The sequence below is a fragment of the Chitinophaga nivalis genome (assembly GCF_025989125.1).
GTDB classification, from domain to species: Bacteria; Bacteroidota; Bacteroidia; order Chitinophagales; family Chitinophagaceae; genus Chitinophaga; species Chitinophaga nivalis.
This window is the reverse complement of sequence record NZ_JAPDNR010000001.1, coordinates 4,896,515-4,912,349: the sequence shown is the minus strand read 5'-3', so window position 1 is coordinate 4,912,349 and position 15,835 is coordinate 4,896,515. Positions and strand designations below refer to the sequence as shown.

At 48.1% G+C, this 15,835-nt stretch carries 12 protein-coding genes; 5 read left to right on the top strand and 7 right to left on the bottom strand.

Annotation, left to right across the window (positions count from 1 at the left end; genetic code table 11):
- Window positions 1-10: 10 nt before the first annotated feature.
- The 4 genes from OL444_RS19650 to OL444_RS19635 all read right to left on the bottom strand — a co-directional run bounded on the left by OL444_RS19650 (window position 11) and on the right by OL444_RS19635 (window position 7,001).
- Window positions 11-2,833 carry a S8 family serine peptidase gene (locus OL444_RS19650; protein WP_264730418.1) on the bottom strand — a complete coding sequence of 941 codons (2,823 nt, stop codon included), beginning with the start codon at window positions 2,831-2,833 and terminating at the stop codon, window positions 11-13.
- A gap of 155 nt (window positions 2,834-2,988) precedes the next feature.
- The gene (locus OL444_RS19645) at window positions 2,989-4,584 is read right to left on the bottom strand and encodes an MFS transporter (protein WP_264730419.1); all 1,596 of its coding nucleotides are present in this window, start codon (window positions 4,582-4,584) and stop codon (window positions 2,989-2,991) included.
- A gap of 2 nt (window positions 4,585-4,586) precedes the next feature.
- Entirely contained in the window at window positions 4,587-5,660 is a 1,074-nt protein-coding gene (locus tag OL444_RS19640; protein ID WP_264730420.1) for an HlyD family secretion protein, read from the bottom strand.
- A 6-nt stretch (window positions 5,661-5,666) separates the two neighbouring features.
- The gene (locus tag OL444_RS19635; RefSeq protein WP_264730421.1) at window positions 5,667-7,001 is read right to left on the bottom strand and encodes a TolC family protein; all 1,335 of its coding nucleotides are present in this window, start codon (window positions 6,999-7,001) and stop codon (window positions 5,667-5,669) included.
- 86 nt (window positions 7,002-7,087) lie between these two features.
- Here OL444_RS19635 and OL444_RS19630 point away from each other — a divergent pair, with 86 nt between their 5' ends.
- Both OL444_RS19630 and OL444_RS19625 read left to right on the top strand, forming a co-directional pair.
- Window positions 7,088-7,882 carry a helix-turn-helix transcriptional regulator gene (locus OL444_RS19630; protein WP_264730423.1) on the top strand — a complete coding sequence of 265 codons (795 nt, stop codon included), beginning with the start codon at window positions 7,088-7,090 and terminating at the stop codon, window positions 7,880-7,882.
- 88 nt (window positions 7,883-7,970) lie between these two features.
- Window positions 7,971-9,524, top strand: a complete 1,554-nt coding sequence (locus OL444_RS19625; protein ID WP_264730425.1) for a S10 family peptidase — start codon at window positions 7,971-7,973, stop codon at window positions 9,522-9,524.
- A gap of 75 nt (window positions 9,525-9,599) precedes the next feature.
- Here the strand turns inward: OL444_RS19625 and OL444_RS19620 are convergent, their stop codons facing one another.
- Both OL444_RS19620 and OL444_RS19615 read right to left on the bottom strand, forming a co-directional pair.
- Window positions 9,600-10,373 (bottom strand): porin family protein, encoded by a 774-nt coding sequence (locus OL444_RS19620; RefSeq protein WP_264730427.1) that lies wholly within the window; start codon window positions 10,371-10,373, stop codon window positions 9,600-9,602.
- An 18-nt stretch (window positions 10,374-10,391) separates the two neighbouring features.
- Window positions 10,392-11,456 carry a PCMD domain-containing protein gene (locus tag OL444_RS19615; RefSeq protein ID WP_264730429.1) on the bottom strand — a complete coding sequence of 355 codons (1,065 nt, stop codon included), beginning with the start codon at window positions 11,454-11,456 and terminating at the stop codon, window positions 10,392-10,394.
- A gap of 96 nt (window positions 11,457-11,552) precedes the next feature.
- On the opposite strand from OL444_RS19615, the gene OL444_RS19610 reads away from it, so the two are divergent.
- The gene (locus OL444_RS19610; RefSeq protein ID WP_264730431.1) at window positions 11,553-12,068 is read left to right on the top strand and encodes an FUSC family protein; all 516 of its coding nucleotides are present in this window, start codon (window positions 11,553-11,555) and stop codon (window positions 12,066-12,068) included.
- Between the two features lie 51 nt (window positions 12,069-12,119).
- On the top strand, window positions 12,120-12,950 hold the full coding sequence (locus tag OL444_RS19605; protein WP_264730433.1) for a phosphatase PAP2 family protein: 831 nt from the start codon (window positions 12,120-12,122) through the stop codon (window positions 12,948-12,950).
- A gap of 379 nt (window positions 12,951-13,329) precedes the next feature.
- Here the strand turns inward: OL444_RS19605 and OL444_RS19600 are convergent, their stop codons facing one another.
- Complete coding sequence (locus tag OL444_RS19600; protein WP_264730435.1) at window positions 13,330-14,823, bottom strand: hypothetical protein; 1,494 nt, start codon at window positions 14,821-14,823, stop codon at window positions 13,330-13,332.
- A 595-nt stretch (window positions 14,824-15,418) separates the two neighbouring features.
- Between OL444_RS19600 and OL444_RS19595 the strand changes: the two genes are divergently transcribed.
- Window positions 15,419-15,823 (top strand): hypothetical protein, encoded by a 405-nt coding sequence (locus OL444_RS19595; protein ID WP_264730437.1) that lies wholly within the window; start codon window positions 15,419-15,421, stop codon window positions 15,821-15,823.
- Window positions 15,824-15,835 lie beyond the last annotated feature (12 nt).

Genomic DNA, 15,835 nt, shown 5'->3' with positions numbered 1-15,835 from the left:
AGGGATTCAGTTATTTAGCTGCGCGCTCAACAATAGATTGAAGGGTATTAAATCTTTCCAGGATAGCTGGCAAATCGGTTGCAGGTACAGATTCATAGGGACTACCCGTGGTATGGAAAATGGCTTGCTCCAGCACCTGCGAAGCGGCCGACAACTCCTGTGCCGCCAGCGGCAGCGACTCCTGACCACCGCGATGTACGCCGAAAATGCAGCTGTGCAGTTTGTTCCAATAGGTTTTTATCAGCTCCCCATAACCTTGTACGGCATCCAGGAAAGGGCTGTCCGACCAGCCGTCGTAACTGTTTTTTAATGCATCGGCGGCAAGAGGTGGCGTATCCAGCAAGGCGGCAACATCCAGCATGCCGCTGCCAAAACCTTTACGAGGCAGCTGATTGTCACGTCTGGCAGCAGTCTGCAAGGCCGTACGAAAAGCTTCTACCCTTCTCCAACCCGCATAGGCCGGCGCTTTCAGGACGTCCTGGTATTTTGCCAGCCAATAGGCTGCCGCAGCAGCAATATGTGGAGTGGCATAGCTGGTCCCGTCGCCATACGCGAAACCTTCGGGATGCAAAGCACCTTCCTGCCAGATAGGTACATAAACATCCTGTCCGGGAGCGGTGATGTCTACCATGGTACCACGGGAAGAACCGGACCAGTCTCTATCCAAAGGATTGGAGGCCGCAACGGCAATGGTACCCGGATATACAGCCGGTGCTACTACCGCCTGTACACTGTTGCCCGCAGCACAACACCAGATAATACCGCTTTCATAGGCTCTTCTGGCCAGTTGGGCTGTTGTGATGGTGGGTGGTAGTCCCATACTCATGGTAATCACATCAAACCCCTGTGCAATAGCAGTATCCAATGCGGCAGCCAGTTGTTGCTGCCGGTTGATGATAACCACTGTTTCGGCTATACGAAATGGTACCAGCCGGCTACCGGATGGGGTCAGCAATCCGCAGTTGCCATTACCGGCAGCAGGAGAATATACATTGCCAATCAGCAGGCTGCCGGTACGTGTGCCATGACCCGGTTGTTTGCCAATAGCAACGGTACGCGGATCCAGCGCATCGGTAGATTGATTGAGAAAATTGTAATCCTGATCGGTATCAAATCCATTCAGTACTTTAGAATGGTTGGTATATCCTGTGTCAAACTGCACTACCTGTATCCCTTTGTCTTTGGGAGATACCAGCGTAGTATCCGTTAATATTTTATCGAAGCCGGTGGCATACCAGTTCCATTTGCGGAATTGTTCGGGCTGACCTGCGGTTACATACGGACTTTTATTTTTCTGCGTATAGGTTTCGAGGAATGCGTCTTCATTAGGCTTCCCGTATCCGTCGTCAAAAAGAAAACCTGACTCCGTAGCAGTACCCGGGGCAGACGTCCTGATAAAAGAAGTGTCGGCATTCAGGTATAAAGGCACATCCGCTTCTGCATAATAAATACCCGGAATGCGGGCCAGTTCGCTGGCTGCTTCATGCGGATTTCCGCTGACGGCTACCGCAAAGGAAAACAGCTCTTCCCGCCCGGGCCGGGCACTTGCCGGCAACAGCAGGGCTATCTGTACCCGCGGCGGATAACGCACCGACAGGATTTTTTCTATCGCCTGTATATTCTCCGGTGTATATAACAGGGCAATGATAAAGGACGTGATATTACCGGCATTCGCGGCTGATATACGCTGGTCCATGTTGGTTTCTTTTGCGGGTGATGGAATACCTGGTAATGCCGGCACCGCAGGTGTTGCCTTACCTGTTACCAGGTTATCGATAACAGTTTGTACTTCTTTTTGGTCCGGCATGGCTTGTTGTAGTATCGGGGCTACTTCCCGGGTTTGCTGCAGCAGATCGTTGCGGCATTTTTCCATGGCTGGCGGCAACGTGGCTTCTTTCACGGCATTGATGATCACACTGATCTTAATGCCTTCATTGCCGATCCAGTCTATCTGTTCGTCGGGTGTATCTGCAGTAGCCAGCTGGCCGTCTTTGGTCAGCACCCTGTTCTGGTCATCGGTGCGGGACAATCCGGAATGATGCAAGGCAATCAGGCTGCAGGTGCCTAACGCAAACACCGGTGCGCCGGAAGATCCCGGCAACGTATCCGTTTCATACACCAACCGCGTACCTGTTTCGGAAAAGAATTTCGTATCCTTCAATACTACTTTCTTCGGCAAACCATTGGGATGCTGCACAATGATGCAGGATTCTCCTTTGATGATCTTGCCCATATTGCCATCCATGCGAATCGGTGGAAACTGGGACAACGCTTCTCCGGAAGTACCGGTAACGGTTACACCGATCAGGGTAAAATCCAGGCCGGTATTGAGGGTTTGCTTACTGACCTTTAAGCTGGATGTCAGGAAAAACTTAGCAGCATCCAGGCGGAATACCGCTGATTTTTTCAGCAACCGGGTCGTACAATCCAACTCATAGTTAAACTCGGCTACCATGTCTATTGCATCTGCAGCCGATTCTATAACATGATGGTTGGTTAGCAGGATATCCGGTGTAACGAGAAATCCGGTTCCTACAGGGGCGCCGCATTTCAGCAACCGGCATACGCCGCAGCTCAGCTCTGCCAGCTTGTCCAGGATGTATTTATCGTGAAAATCAACGGTACCGGTTATTCGCTCCAGGGCCTGCGCCAGCACGGGCGTATTTTCCCGGGCAATACGGCAATGGACACGTTCCTCGTCATCTTCCAGTTGTATGAGGGGAATTTTTTCCTGCTGATAGGCGTTCAGTTTTTTGTTGGCTGTTTCAAACTGTTCCTGGCGCCCGCCAAAACGATTGGCAACTTCTGCTATAACCTGCCAGTGAGTGATCATAGGTCATATCTTTAGGGGGTTCAACTAAACAAATATTCGGGTCAACATAGGCAATATGAATATAACAAAATTCCGGTAGATTTCCATAAAAAAATACGGACTACAGGCGGCAAGTTTACCTGTAATCCGTATAGTCATCACTATGAAAAAAACTGCTAAAAAGTAGCAGCAGCCGGTTGTTTCGTCTTTACATTGATAATGGTCCGGTTAATAAACGGCGCCATGATAATCAACAGCATGATGAAGAGAATCAGAATGGCCATCATCTCATAATAATCCATCGCAAATTTTAAAAATGCCTGTTTCTGCATGGTTTTATCCAACAGTGCGGTAGCTGCCCGGGAAGCTTCTACCGGCAACATACCTCGTCCCTGCAAGGCCGTCTGGTAGGTATGCAACCGCTCTCCTACGCCATTATCCGCACGTGATACACGGTCGCTCAGCCGCATGCTGTGGGTATGTCCGAAAAACAGGGAAAAGAAATTAATCAGGGCCGTACTTAATCCGAAGAAGGTATACCGGATAAATACGCCTACCGCGGAAGCGGATTGTCCCATCTCTTCCGGTACAGAAGAAATGATAAACAGGATGATGGGCGTCATCAGCATACCGGCGCCTAAACCTTGTATCATCAAGGGTACAATGAAGGTAGACATATCCGCTTCTGCCGCGAATAAAAAATACATCACACTGTGAAATATCAGCAGCAGAAAGAATCCGGCCAGCCAGATAAATTGCAAAGGTCTTCTTTTGATGACCAGCCTGGCGGCAAACACCACCCCAATGATAATACCCACCAGATTGTATATCAGCAGCTCGTACATATGAATGGGATCCATACCCAGCACGGTAGAGAAATAACTGGTCGTTACATTAAAGGCGCCCCGGATGATATACAAACATCCCAGCAGCAGTAAACCAAACAGCACGGCTTTATACCGGAATACCTGCAGGTGTATCAGCGGCCGCTTACGGCTGAATTGCCGGAGGGCAAAACAACCTGCCAGCAGTATGGCAGCCACGAGGCTCCATACAATGCGGTTGTCTTGCAGCCAGTAGTACTGCTGGCCGTAAATCAGCACGTAGCCCAGCAATACCAGCATCACGCTATACAGGATGAAGCTGGCCCAGTCCAGCTGATACAAGGGTGTTTTTTTGGTCAGATGCACTTTGTTCATCAGGAGCAACAACAGGATGGCCCCTGGTACAAACGTATAAATGATCATCTTGTACAACATGTTGTATTCGTAGTTGTCTACCAACGGCGCTGTTACCAGCGAGGTTAATGAGGCAGAACAGAGGATCATGGCATACAGTACCGCATAGCCGGTTTCACGCGCATGTTCTGATTTCAGCCGGCCAAACAACAAAGTCAGACAAATACTGGTAACGCCGCAGTTGACCATCCCCTGCAGGAAGCGGCAGAAAAATAATACCGGCAGTTCCCGGGTATGATAACACCAATAGGAAATCAATACCTGTAGCACCAGGCAGATCAGAAAATATTCCTTCGTGGCGATGCGGCTGAAGAAGCGTCTTTCCAGCGGTGTAAAAGCCGCCAGGGATGCATAATAAAGCAGCATGGAGAACTGTATATCAGCAGGTTCAGCTCCATAGAATCCGGTAGCGGCATTTACATTGGCAGTAGACAATGCAAACAACATCACAGTAGGCAGCAACACCAGCAAAATGGTGAGGCGGATCAGCCACTCCGGAATCCATGATCTGAAAATTTGTTTCGGATGACTCATGATCAGGGACGTGCTTTAGCAACAGAAACATTCACACTCATACCGGCAGACAAAGGCTTCAGCGCGGTGGCCGATCCGTCGAGGCGTATACGTACCGGAATACGCTGTGCGATTTTTACAAAGTTACCGGTGGCATTATCCGGTGGCAGCAAGGAAAACCGGCTGCCGGTGGCGCCGGACAGGGATTCAATTTTACCGGTAAATACCTGACCGGGGAAAGCATCTACTTCAATAGACGCGGTTTCTCCTACATACATGTGCCGGATCTGTGTTTCCTTAAAGTTGGCCACTACCCATTTACCCGCTTCCCAGTCTACAATATAGGCCAGTACCTGACCTGCCTGTACCAGCTGTTTCGGCTGAATGGTGCGGCGGCCCATCTTACCGTCGTAAGGCGCCGTGATAATGGTATAGGAAACGTTGAGATCATTTTTGGTGACCACTGCCGCTCTTCTTTTGATTTCTGCATCCAGTGATTGTTGCTGTACGCGCGCATCATTGATTTTCGCCAGGGAGGCATCGTAGGCGCCCAATGCGGTATTGTAATCAGAACGGGCTACTTCCAGCGCCGCTTCCACCCGCTCCAGTTGTTGTTTGGTAGCGGATTCCACGTCGTACAGTTTTTTGTAGCGGTCGTATTCCTGTTCCTGGTTTTTCAGCCTGGCACGGGCAGCCGCAATCTGTGCCGCATATACTTTGGCCTGTTGCCCGGAAGTGTTGACATTACTTTCCAGTACGGTAATCTGTGCTTTGGCATTCAGCAACGCCGCTTCCGCTTCGTCCTGTTGTGCTGCATACTCACTGTTATCAATGATCACCAGGGTATCTCCTTTTTTTACCTCCTGGTTTTCTTCATAGCGGATCTCTTCCACATAACCGGTCACCTTGGCGACTACCGGATTAATGTATTCATCTATCTGTGCATCATTGGTTGCTTCGTTCTTCCATTGATAAAGCAACGTGCGGATTCCCCAGATGGCAAGCCCTACGACTACAATAGAAGCTACTATCGTAGTGATCCTGGAGATGAGTCTGTCGGTTTTGTTGGTGGTCGTATTGGTATTCGTGCTTTTCATATAATATTAAAGGTTGCCTGTTGCTTTCAGTAATTCGTAGTATTGTAATTGTGCGGTTACCTGTGCTGTGGTAAGATCAAATTTTGATTGTAACAGCTGGGTTTCTGCATCCAGCAGATCTGTTAACAAAGACAGCTGATTGAAATAAGTGTTATTCACGATGCGGAAGTTTTCTTTCGCCTGTGCAATATTATCCTGCGCCACCTGTATGCGGGTCAGCGCTTCGGTATAACGTACATAGGCCGCTTTTACTTCCTGTCGTACCCGGTCCTGCGTATCGGCATGTTCCATTTCCTGCCATTCCAGCCCGATCTTCGCTTCTTCTTTTTTATGCCTGTTCTGATAAAAGGCGGAAATGGGGATGCCGGCTTTTACGCCTACCTGCCCCAATCCGTAGGGAGCAATGGCATAGGGATAAAACTGGATCTGCGGATAACTATAACCGTATTCCGCAAACAAACCTATTTTAGGCAGTACGTTGGACTTTACATCTTTAAGCCGTAAAGCACTCAGCTGGGTTTCCTTTTCGGATATTTTGAAAGCAAAGGAATGTTCATAGGCATCTGCCAGGTAATCTTCGTAGGCACGTACCCGTATGTTTTTCAGCGCCAGTGTATCCATGGTTACCAGATTCTCCGTACTATCCGGCTGACCAATCATGATGTTGAGGCGCTGGTTCGCAATAACCAGGCTGTTACGGATTTCCAGCAGCGTCATTTTTTGTTTGGACAATTTCAGTTCGGCGCGCAGCAGATCACTTTTCAGGACAACGCCGTTTTTGTTTAACTGCCGGATTTCTTCCAGCTCTTTTTCTCTTTCGTGGATATCCTGTAACAATACCACTTCGTATATACTATACCGGTAGATATCCAGGTAATGCGCGGCAGCCTTGTATTTGATTTCCGTAACAGAAAGATTCTTCTGTTCTCTGGCCAGTTCGCTTTCTGTCTGCCGTACAACGATTTCACGCGATGTTTTACCACCGTTGTATACATTCAGATAAGCATCGCCACTTACTTTGTAGAGCGTATGCACCACCGGAAACTGGGTGGGAGCATGGAACAGGCCTTCTTCATACATGGCCAGATTGGATACACGCGCATATACGCCGTCGAATTTTATCTCCGGTAAGCGTTCGTCTTTTGCTGCTTTTGTTTTTTCCTCCATACGCTGTATGTGCAGGTATTGCAGCTGCAGCTGTTTGTTGTAGGATTCTGCCTTTTTCCATGCTGCTGTGAGGGTGAGGGTACTTTGCTCAGGATGCTGACTCTTGGCCGTTTTTGTGTTTAATAGCGTCAATAGCGTCAGGCCGGCGAGCCATTTACTGGTAATTGTAGACATGTTGTTTGTGATGAAGTTGCAAAGTTCCACACAGGCCGGTTAATTTTTTTTCTATAAATTGCCATAAATTTGTTAGATCCGGCCAAATGAAGGAAAATAAACCAGAACTGATACTGGCGGATGTGGATGCGAACCCGGACTCCGCCTATATATGGCATTGGAAAACGGAACACCACTTCCCGTTCCATACCCATCAAAAGGGGCAACTGACCTACGTAGAAGGGGGCGCAGCCTTTCTGTATACCCGGGATAAAACCTACTTCCTGCCGGCACGGCATTATATGTGGGTACCTGCAGGCGTAGAGCATTATTTTCAGCACCGCTACCCGGCCAATTTTGTGCGTACCATCTACTTTTTCATGGATGAAGATGATCAGAACGATCCTTTCTATACCCAGACGGGCATTTACCCGGTAGGCAACCTCCTGCTGGAGATGATTCTGTATACAGAAAAATGGGATGGCGGCCATGTGTACCCCGGCTCCAAAGGTTATCGCTTTGTAAAGGCCATTAAGAACATCCTGCCGGACATCAGCTCCGTGCCGCTACCCATTACCCTGCCTACGACAGAAAATCCCCGTATGCAGCCTGTATTGCGATATATACAGGAGAATCTGTCGGAGCCGCTGACCCTGGAAAGCGTGGGGCATGCCTTCAACTACAGTGAACGCACCCTCACCCGCCTGTTCCGGGCTACCATGGATATTTCCTTTTTCCAGTACCTGAAACTGGCCCGCATGATAAAAGCCATGGGCTATCTGCTGGAAACGGAAAAGACCATCAGTGAAATAGCGTGGGACACAGGCTACAACAGCGTTTCGGCTTTCAGCAACACTTTTTATAAACTGGTCGGAAAACGGCCCACCGATTTCCAGCCCTGATAAAGTATTCTTGTAAACCGTTTATCCTAATTGATTTGAAATTATCAGCCTTTTGCTTAATCTTTAAATTCAATCAAGATCTATTTACATGAAAGCATTTTATTCGCGCCTGACCTTTTCCTGGTTGCTGGCAGGCGTTATTGGGTTACAACAACTACCTGTGCAGGCACAATCGAAAAGCACTAAACCACCCATCGCTCCCCTGCCCGAAAAAACCGGCGTTTTATCTGTTACACTGAATCCGGACACTACTGTTACCAGTTCCCATGAAGTAACGGTGAAAGGACAACGCATTCCGTACAAAGCCATTGCCGGCACCCAACCTGTATGGGATGCAGAAGGCAAAGCTATTGCCGGCCTTTTTTACACGTATTATGAAAGAACCGACGTCAAAGACCGCAGCACCCGGCCACTCGTTATTTCATTCAACGGCGGCCCCGGCACGCCTTCTGTATGGATGCAGATTGCCTATACCGGGCCAAGGCTCCTGAACATCGATGATGAAGGTTATCCGGTACAACCTTATGGCATCCGCGAAAATCCACAATCGATTCTCGACATTGCCGATATTCTCTATGTAGATCCGGCCAATACCGGCTTCTCCAGACTCACCGGCAAAGACGTACCCCGGGAGAAATTTTTTGGGGTAAATGCGGATGTGAAATACCTCGCAGAATGGATCAACACCTTCGTGACCCGTCATAACCGGTGGGCATCTCCCAAATACCTGATTGGCGAAAGCTACGGCACTACCCGTGTTTCCGGACTCGCCCTGGAATTGCAAAATGCCCAATGGATGTACCTGAACGGGGTGATTCTCGTTTCGCCGACTGAGCTGGGGATTAAACGCAACGGCCCCGTATCTGCCGCCCTGCGCCTGCCCTATTTCACGGCTACGGCCTGGTACCACAAGGCACTGCCACCAGCCCTGCAGCAAAAAGACCTGAACGACATATTACCGGAGGTAGAAAACTTTACTATACAGGAATTGATCCCGGCTATCAGTATGGGCGGATTCCTGGATGAGCAGAAACGGAAAAGTATTGCCGCAAAAATGGCGTACTATTCGGGGCTGTCTGAAAAAGTTATCCAGCAACATAACCTGACTGTGTCTACCGGATTTTTCTGGAAAGAATTGCTGCGCGACAAAGGTTATACTGTTGGCCGCCTGGATTCCCGTTACCGCGGTATCGACAAGGAAGATGCCGGCGACTATCCGGATTACAATGCCGAACTCACTTCCTGGCTGCATGCCTTTACACCCGCTATCAACATCTATCTGCGCGAAGAGTTGCAGTTCCGTACGGATCTGAAATACCTGATGTTTGGCCCGGTACATCCGTGGAATAATGAAAATGACCATACCGGGGAGAACCTTCGGGATGCGATGGCCTCCAATCCTTATCTGCATGTGATGATCCAGTCCGGCTACTACGACGGCGCCTGCGATTATTTCAATGCCAAATACAGTATGTGGCAGCTGGACCCCGGCGGCAGGTTGAAAGACCGGCTTTCCTGGCGCGGCTACCGCAGCGGACATATGATGTATCTGCGTAAAGATGATCTGACTACCGGCAACGATGACATCCGCGCCTTTATCCGGGCTTCTGTTCCTAAAGCAGGACAACCCGCCAAATATTAATATCAATAAACAAAAGAGCCGGTAAAGCGCTTTCACACGCTTTTACCGGCTCTTTCTATAAAGCAGTATATACTACTATATCTTATACGCGACACCCAGCGTCAGGTAAATATTGTACATCGGGAAATCCATCCCTTTGAAATCACTGTTAAATACCGGACGTAAACCCCAGGCGAGGTTGCCATTCACACTCAGGTTGCGGCCTACGCGATACGCAGCACCACCCTGTAAACCACAATCAAAGGTGCGCATCTCTTTGCCAAAATCAAACGTCGCTTTGTCAACGTTAATCTTTGCACCGGTAGATCCACCTTCCCGGATATAACCATTGGTTACATCACCATAGAAATTGGAGCTGAACAACCAGGCTACATAGCCACCCAGGTTGAAGCGCCAGTTGTCATTCGGCGTAAATACCGCACTCACGGGGAAAGACACGTAAGCATTACGTACCGTGGTTTTGTTTTCACCGGTAAAATCGCCGGCAAAACTACCACCATCATTCATCGTAATAATAGTAGGGAAATATTGTACATTATCTTTCACCCCCATTCCTTTGTAATCCAGCTTTACACCAACGGCAGCACCCCATTTGCTGGTAGCGCGGTAAGACAGTTCATAACCCAGGGAAGGGCAGAATTCCGGCCAGTAGCTATTGATTTTACGGATGGTATTCGGTAAGCTAACCGGCGCTGTCGCACCAAAGTTAAAACCTGCCAGTATACGATGTTCCAGTACCGGTTTAAATGCCTCTTTTTTCGTTTGCGCCTGACCGTTATTGTCCTGTGCAAATAACTGTGTGGTAGTAAAAACCATACCCAGCAACAGTCCTTTCGTTTTTATATTCATCTGATTAATGCTGATCTTTTATTCGTGAATAATTTCCAGGTTGTCTACTAACAACCGGCTGTCGGGTGCGCCCAGGTAATGATCTCCTTCTTTGCTGGAAGATAATACAATCGCCATCATCATCGGTTCATTGCGGGAAGCCGTGCGTCTGAAAGTAAAAGGAACTTCGAAGCGGGTCCAGTCTGCTTTAGCCGTACCATCTTGCAGGATTGCTGTTGCGATAACTCTGTCGGAAGTGAGGATATTCGTCGCATCCAGTCTGTCTTTACCGGAATAAAGTACCGCATACATAGAACACTGATCCAGCTTACCTGCTACCGGTTTACCATCCTTGTCCTGGAATACCGGACCGGGTTGATATTTATAGTAACCGGTAAAGGTGGTCGGTATTTCTTTATAAGGCTGGCCGAACTGTGTAGCCTTCAGCGGATTTTCCAGCGCAGCGAACAAATCAAAATTGCCCAGGAACAAAGAACCGGCAAACAAATGAATGTCCATGCTGGCAGAAAAGTCATTGCCCGCGCGTGTTCTCAACTCAGCAGATGTTTTACCAAAGTAGGCATCTGTACTGGGGATCAACGGAAAATCTGCTTTATTCGTCACACCGGTCAGTCTTACACCCAGGTTACCGGAAGACCAGATTTCCGAGCCATCGGCTTCAATAGGGTGAAAGAAGCCATAGTTCTGGCTTTCCTTCCAGTTTTCGAAATCAAATTTCCAGCTGTCGATGTTTACTACCTGTACCGTATAAACTTTGGTATTGGCGCCGCTGGCAGAAGTAACGGTATAGGTACGTTTACCGGTAACATCAAATTTCAGCGAATCTCCGGAGGCCGGCGTAACACGCGCACCTGCAGATACAGTTATCTCCGGCTTAATTCCTTTTTTAAAGGCTTCATCTGTCAGATACAGCCTGATACTACCTCCAGATTGCTCAATAAATACATTTGCAGTCAGCGATTCCTTGTCCACGCTAAACGTCTCAATGTCTGCCTCCGGGTTTTGAGGCGCATCTTTGATGCAGCTTTGCAATAAGCCTATAGTAGCCACAGCAAAGCATAGTTGTCTTACATTCATTCTCATGTCAGTTAGTTAATCGCCGCAAAGGTAAGAAAGATGCATCTGGAATTGGTAATATTAAATTAATATTGAAATCGTGAAAATGCATAACATTGTAAAATGATAGATCAACAACGTACAAAACGACTGCTGATATATGCTGCCAAATGTGTTTCCGGCGTACTGGCAGTAATGGGACTTTCCTGGTTACTCAACTATCAGGATGTAATATGGGTACTGATTTCCGTCATGCTGGTGCTGTCGCCGGATGGTTCGGATGCCGTAACGTTGGCGGTTACACGTATTAAAGCCAATGCTGTGGGCGCCGCCTCCGGATTTTTATTGTTGCTGATTCATCCGAACATGATCTTTATGATGTGTATTGCGGTGATGATTACCGTGGTACTCTGTAATATATTATATCTCGAACCAGCTACCCGCACAGCGCTGGCAGCGACGATTATTGTCATGACCCACGAAGCCGGCGAACACCTGTGGGACACAGCCGTGGCAAGAGTGCTTTCAGTATTGGCAGGTTGTTTGCTGGGTTTGCTGATCACGTTTATTTTCCACAACAAGTATGCGCGTCAGACGGCAGAAATCATCCTGCCTAAGCCGGATAAAGGTGGAGAATAAAACCCCGTATATAATTGTTTATTTCACCTCAAAATACAGTACCTACGACGGATGATAAGAAAGATATATGCCGCAGGCCTGACCCTATTGCTGCTGACAGGCGTTTATAACCTGAAAGCACAAACGAAAAACCCATTGGCAGATACAATCCCCCTGACCATTGTACCCGCAAAGCCAGCAACTTCCCGATATACATTCGGGCAACCCGCTCCTTTCCGCAGCACCATTGCCGGCTGGGCAGTACCCACTGCTATGATCGGCTATGGATTCCTGGCCCTGCACACGCCCGCTCTTCGCGAGTTGAATGAAACTACCCGCGATAACTGGAAAATAAAAGACGAGCGACATAAAATAAAAATAGACGACTATATTCAATACACCCCTTTCGCTGCTGTGTATCTGCTGAATGCCGTGGGTATTCATGGCAAACACAATCTGCGCGACCGGACCATGATCCTGGGCATTTCTGCCCTTATTACAGCCGGTACCATACAGGGGCTTAAAAGAATCACCGACGAAGAAAGACCTGATGGCACCAACCGGATGTCTTTCCCGTCCGGACATACTGCCACCGCTTTTGCTGCCGCAGAATATCTGCGTCAGGAATACAGAGACGTATCGCCCTGGTATGGCATAGGTGGTTATGCCGTGGCAACTGCCACCGGCGCCTTACGCATCTACAACAACCGCCACTGGCTGAGCGACGTGGTAGCTGGCGCCGGCATTGGCATACTCAGTACCAAAGCCGCCTACTGGATGTATCCATGGGTACAGCGCAAGCTGTTTAAACCGAACAGTCACGCTGCTACTACCCTGCTGATGCCGTATTACAATGCGGAGTTCCGCAGTGCGGGCCTTAGTCTGGTTATTTACCCCCGTTAAAAAGACCTCCCCTGATGATCAACCGCCACAATCGGGCACAGTTCATCATCAGGGGAGCATCTCCCGGATACCGGAAGAAGAAAAAAACTATTTAATCGTTGTTTTATTTGCGCTGATCGATTTTAGGGATCATCGTGCGGGATAATTTTCCACCTTTATATCCGAAAAGCAGGTAACACTATACCTGCACCGGCTATACGCCGTTTATGCATGGCGCTTTTTACCTTATTTTATATAGGCCTGGTTTTGTCCTTTAATGTGTCATACTTTCTTTTCATGTCCTGTAAAAGATAGTGGCCGCGCTTACTGCGGCCACGCTGTTTTTTGCCCATGCATGCATGGAACAGGTCAAACCGCTTGCCCTGCCCCATTTCCCGCTTTAATTTCCTTCAAATATCTTTTCATGCTTGTCGAGGAATGCCAGTAGCATACCACCAACAGCCAGACATACAATCATGGGAAACACCTGGTACCGGAATACGATCGGAGAAGCCAGGATGCTGAAGCCCATATTTACCAGCCACAGGAACCCACTTGCCAGCAGCAGCAGATTGAAGGAACGTTCCGCTTTCTGCCAGCCTTTTTTCACGACGAAATACACCAGGGCGCCGGCAAAAACTACATTCAGGATCAGGAATAAAGTGGGGAAAAAGAAAAGCAACCTACCCTGAAAAGTAGGACTCACAGCCGCTTTCACTTCGTTACTTTTATATTCAAACCATTCTTTCGCCGGACTCCATACTTCACTGCTGTTCATATTATATACTTCCAGCTTTTCCAGTGGAGGTAAGATATATACCCGGGCATTCTGCAGAATAAAATACCGGAAGTAGCTAACCGGATGAGATTTGATCAGCCAGGTGCCATAGGCAGCAAATACGGGTGCTACACTCCCCCATTGCCGCAGCCCATCTTCTATTTTATGGGCCTGGGCATTTTGTACGAGATAGCTTTTCAGGGGAGCACTGGGATATTTGATATAAAAGGCCCCATCCACCGGCGTCACTTTTTTATATTCTTCCGGTGCTGTCTCAAAATATTGCCTGACCTGCCGGTCAAAGGCCTCACAGCCTGGCGGGATGGCGGTAGCATCTACGGTGATATATGGATACATATACAAGGCATTATTAGCCAGTTGCCAGCCGCTGAAAACAGAGAACTGCCGGGCGCCGGTATGTTTGTAATTCTGCTGGCTGGTAAAATTGATAAAGAGATAAATCAGGCATACCGGCAATCCGATACCTGCCAGCTTCGCCCATACCGGGTAACGCGACAACAACAATATAGCGGCGGTCACCAACGGATAATACATGGCATTATAACGAACCGTAAAGGCGATAGCCAGCAATACACCATGCGTCAGCAGCCGGAACAAGGCAGGTCGGTTCAGCATCCAGAGCAACTGGGTAAACCAAAGCAGGCTTAATGCCAGGAAAACCGGGTCGCTGGTGATATAGTTACTGAGATATAACATCAGGGGGTTAAAGAACAGGAATATATACAGCGTATACAACACCGGTTTGGCCGGCCGGTAAAAATAGAGCAGCGTAAAAAAGAAATACAGCCCCGTCAACACGATGAAAAAATATTGACTGGCTACAACAGCGGTATCTGACCGGGTGAAAAGGTGAAAGCCCTGTAATACACGGGCATATCCTACCGGCCATATATTCACACTCATATCATAGCTCGCCGATTCGATGTAATTATAGGAATCCGAAAAATAATCCGCAAAGGGATATATCCATTTAAAGAGCATCAATTGTACAATGGCGCCCGCAATAGCTCCCAGCAATAAGTTACGGTGAAGGGCATGCTGGCGGATGAAAGCAGGGAACGACAAGTCGGTAGTGGAATACGGCGATGCAGACATAGGTAGCTTTTTGACTATATACAAGATAAGGCTATTGGGTGCACCCACTGCCGCAGTCGACAACAACGGGTGCACGGGCAGGAAATACAGGCCTTCCGCCACCTCATGCAGCGCAGCCTGCAGTTAACCAACAATTTTCATTTCCCCCGGGCAACACACTTCCCCGGCCGTTGTGCCATACAACACAAGGAGGGGCCGTACGTGTTGGTACAGCATCTATGCTTACATACAGTATGATAGCATTTTTGGGGGAACTCGACTGTTATAGCAGTATAAAGGGATAAGGTTGATGCTGCAGGGCCCTACATCATTGAATGTATTGATATTCAATATGATTATGTCTGTAAGGCTCGGTACGGGGAGTAATAAACCAAAGACAGCAAAGATTATAAACACCTCTTTTTTCGTGATGCAAAGTTGTGGCTTTCTGTTGGTATATTTTGTGATTCAATTGTTAATAAGGAAAATAGGATTACCGTCGTGATAAATATGATTTGCTAAACACTTTCCGTATTCAATTCCACAATCTTTAACATCCGGTTCACAGTTCAAAGAAATGAGGAGCTTATTTTAGGATGATCAAAATGATACGTAGATGTACATCACCCTCTGGATAACTTTATATGTTTTGTTCCTCCTGGGTATTTCTTCTATCGGGCTGATAACAGTAAGAAAAAATGGTGCCCGCGACCCGGCGTTTGATGGCTCACTAAAAGATCTCAGAATTATTGCTGGCCGTAAAAACCCAAAAGACCCACAGGAAAAATTGGAATACCTCTGTAACAAAGGCTTTTACCCCATCAAAGCAGTCATACAACAGAAAAAGCATTGGGGTAATCAGGCCTGGTACAACTATATGCATTTCCGTATTATCAACCCCGGAGAAAGTATTCCCCTTGGCTATTCCTGTACGAAAGTAGTCGGCAGTATGGAACTAAGGGTCACCCACCTGATCATATCTGCCACCTACATCGCTGCCCCTGTTTATAATAATGCCTGAAAGCACCTGTCT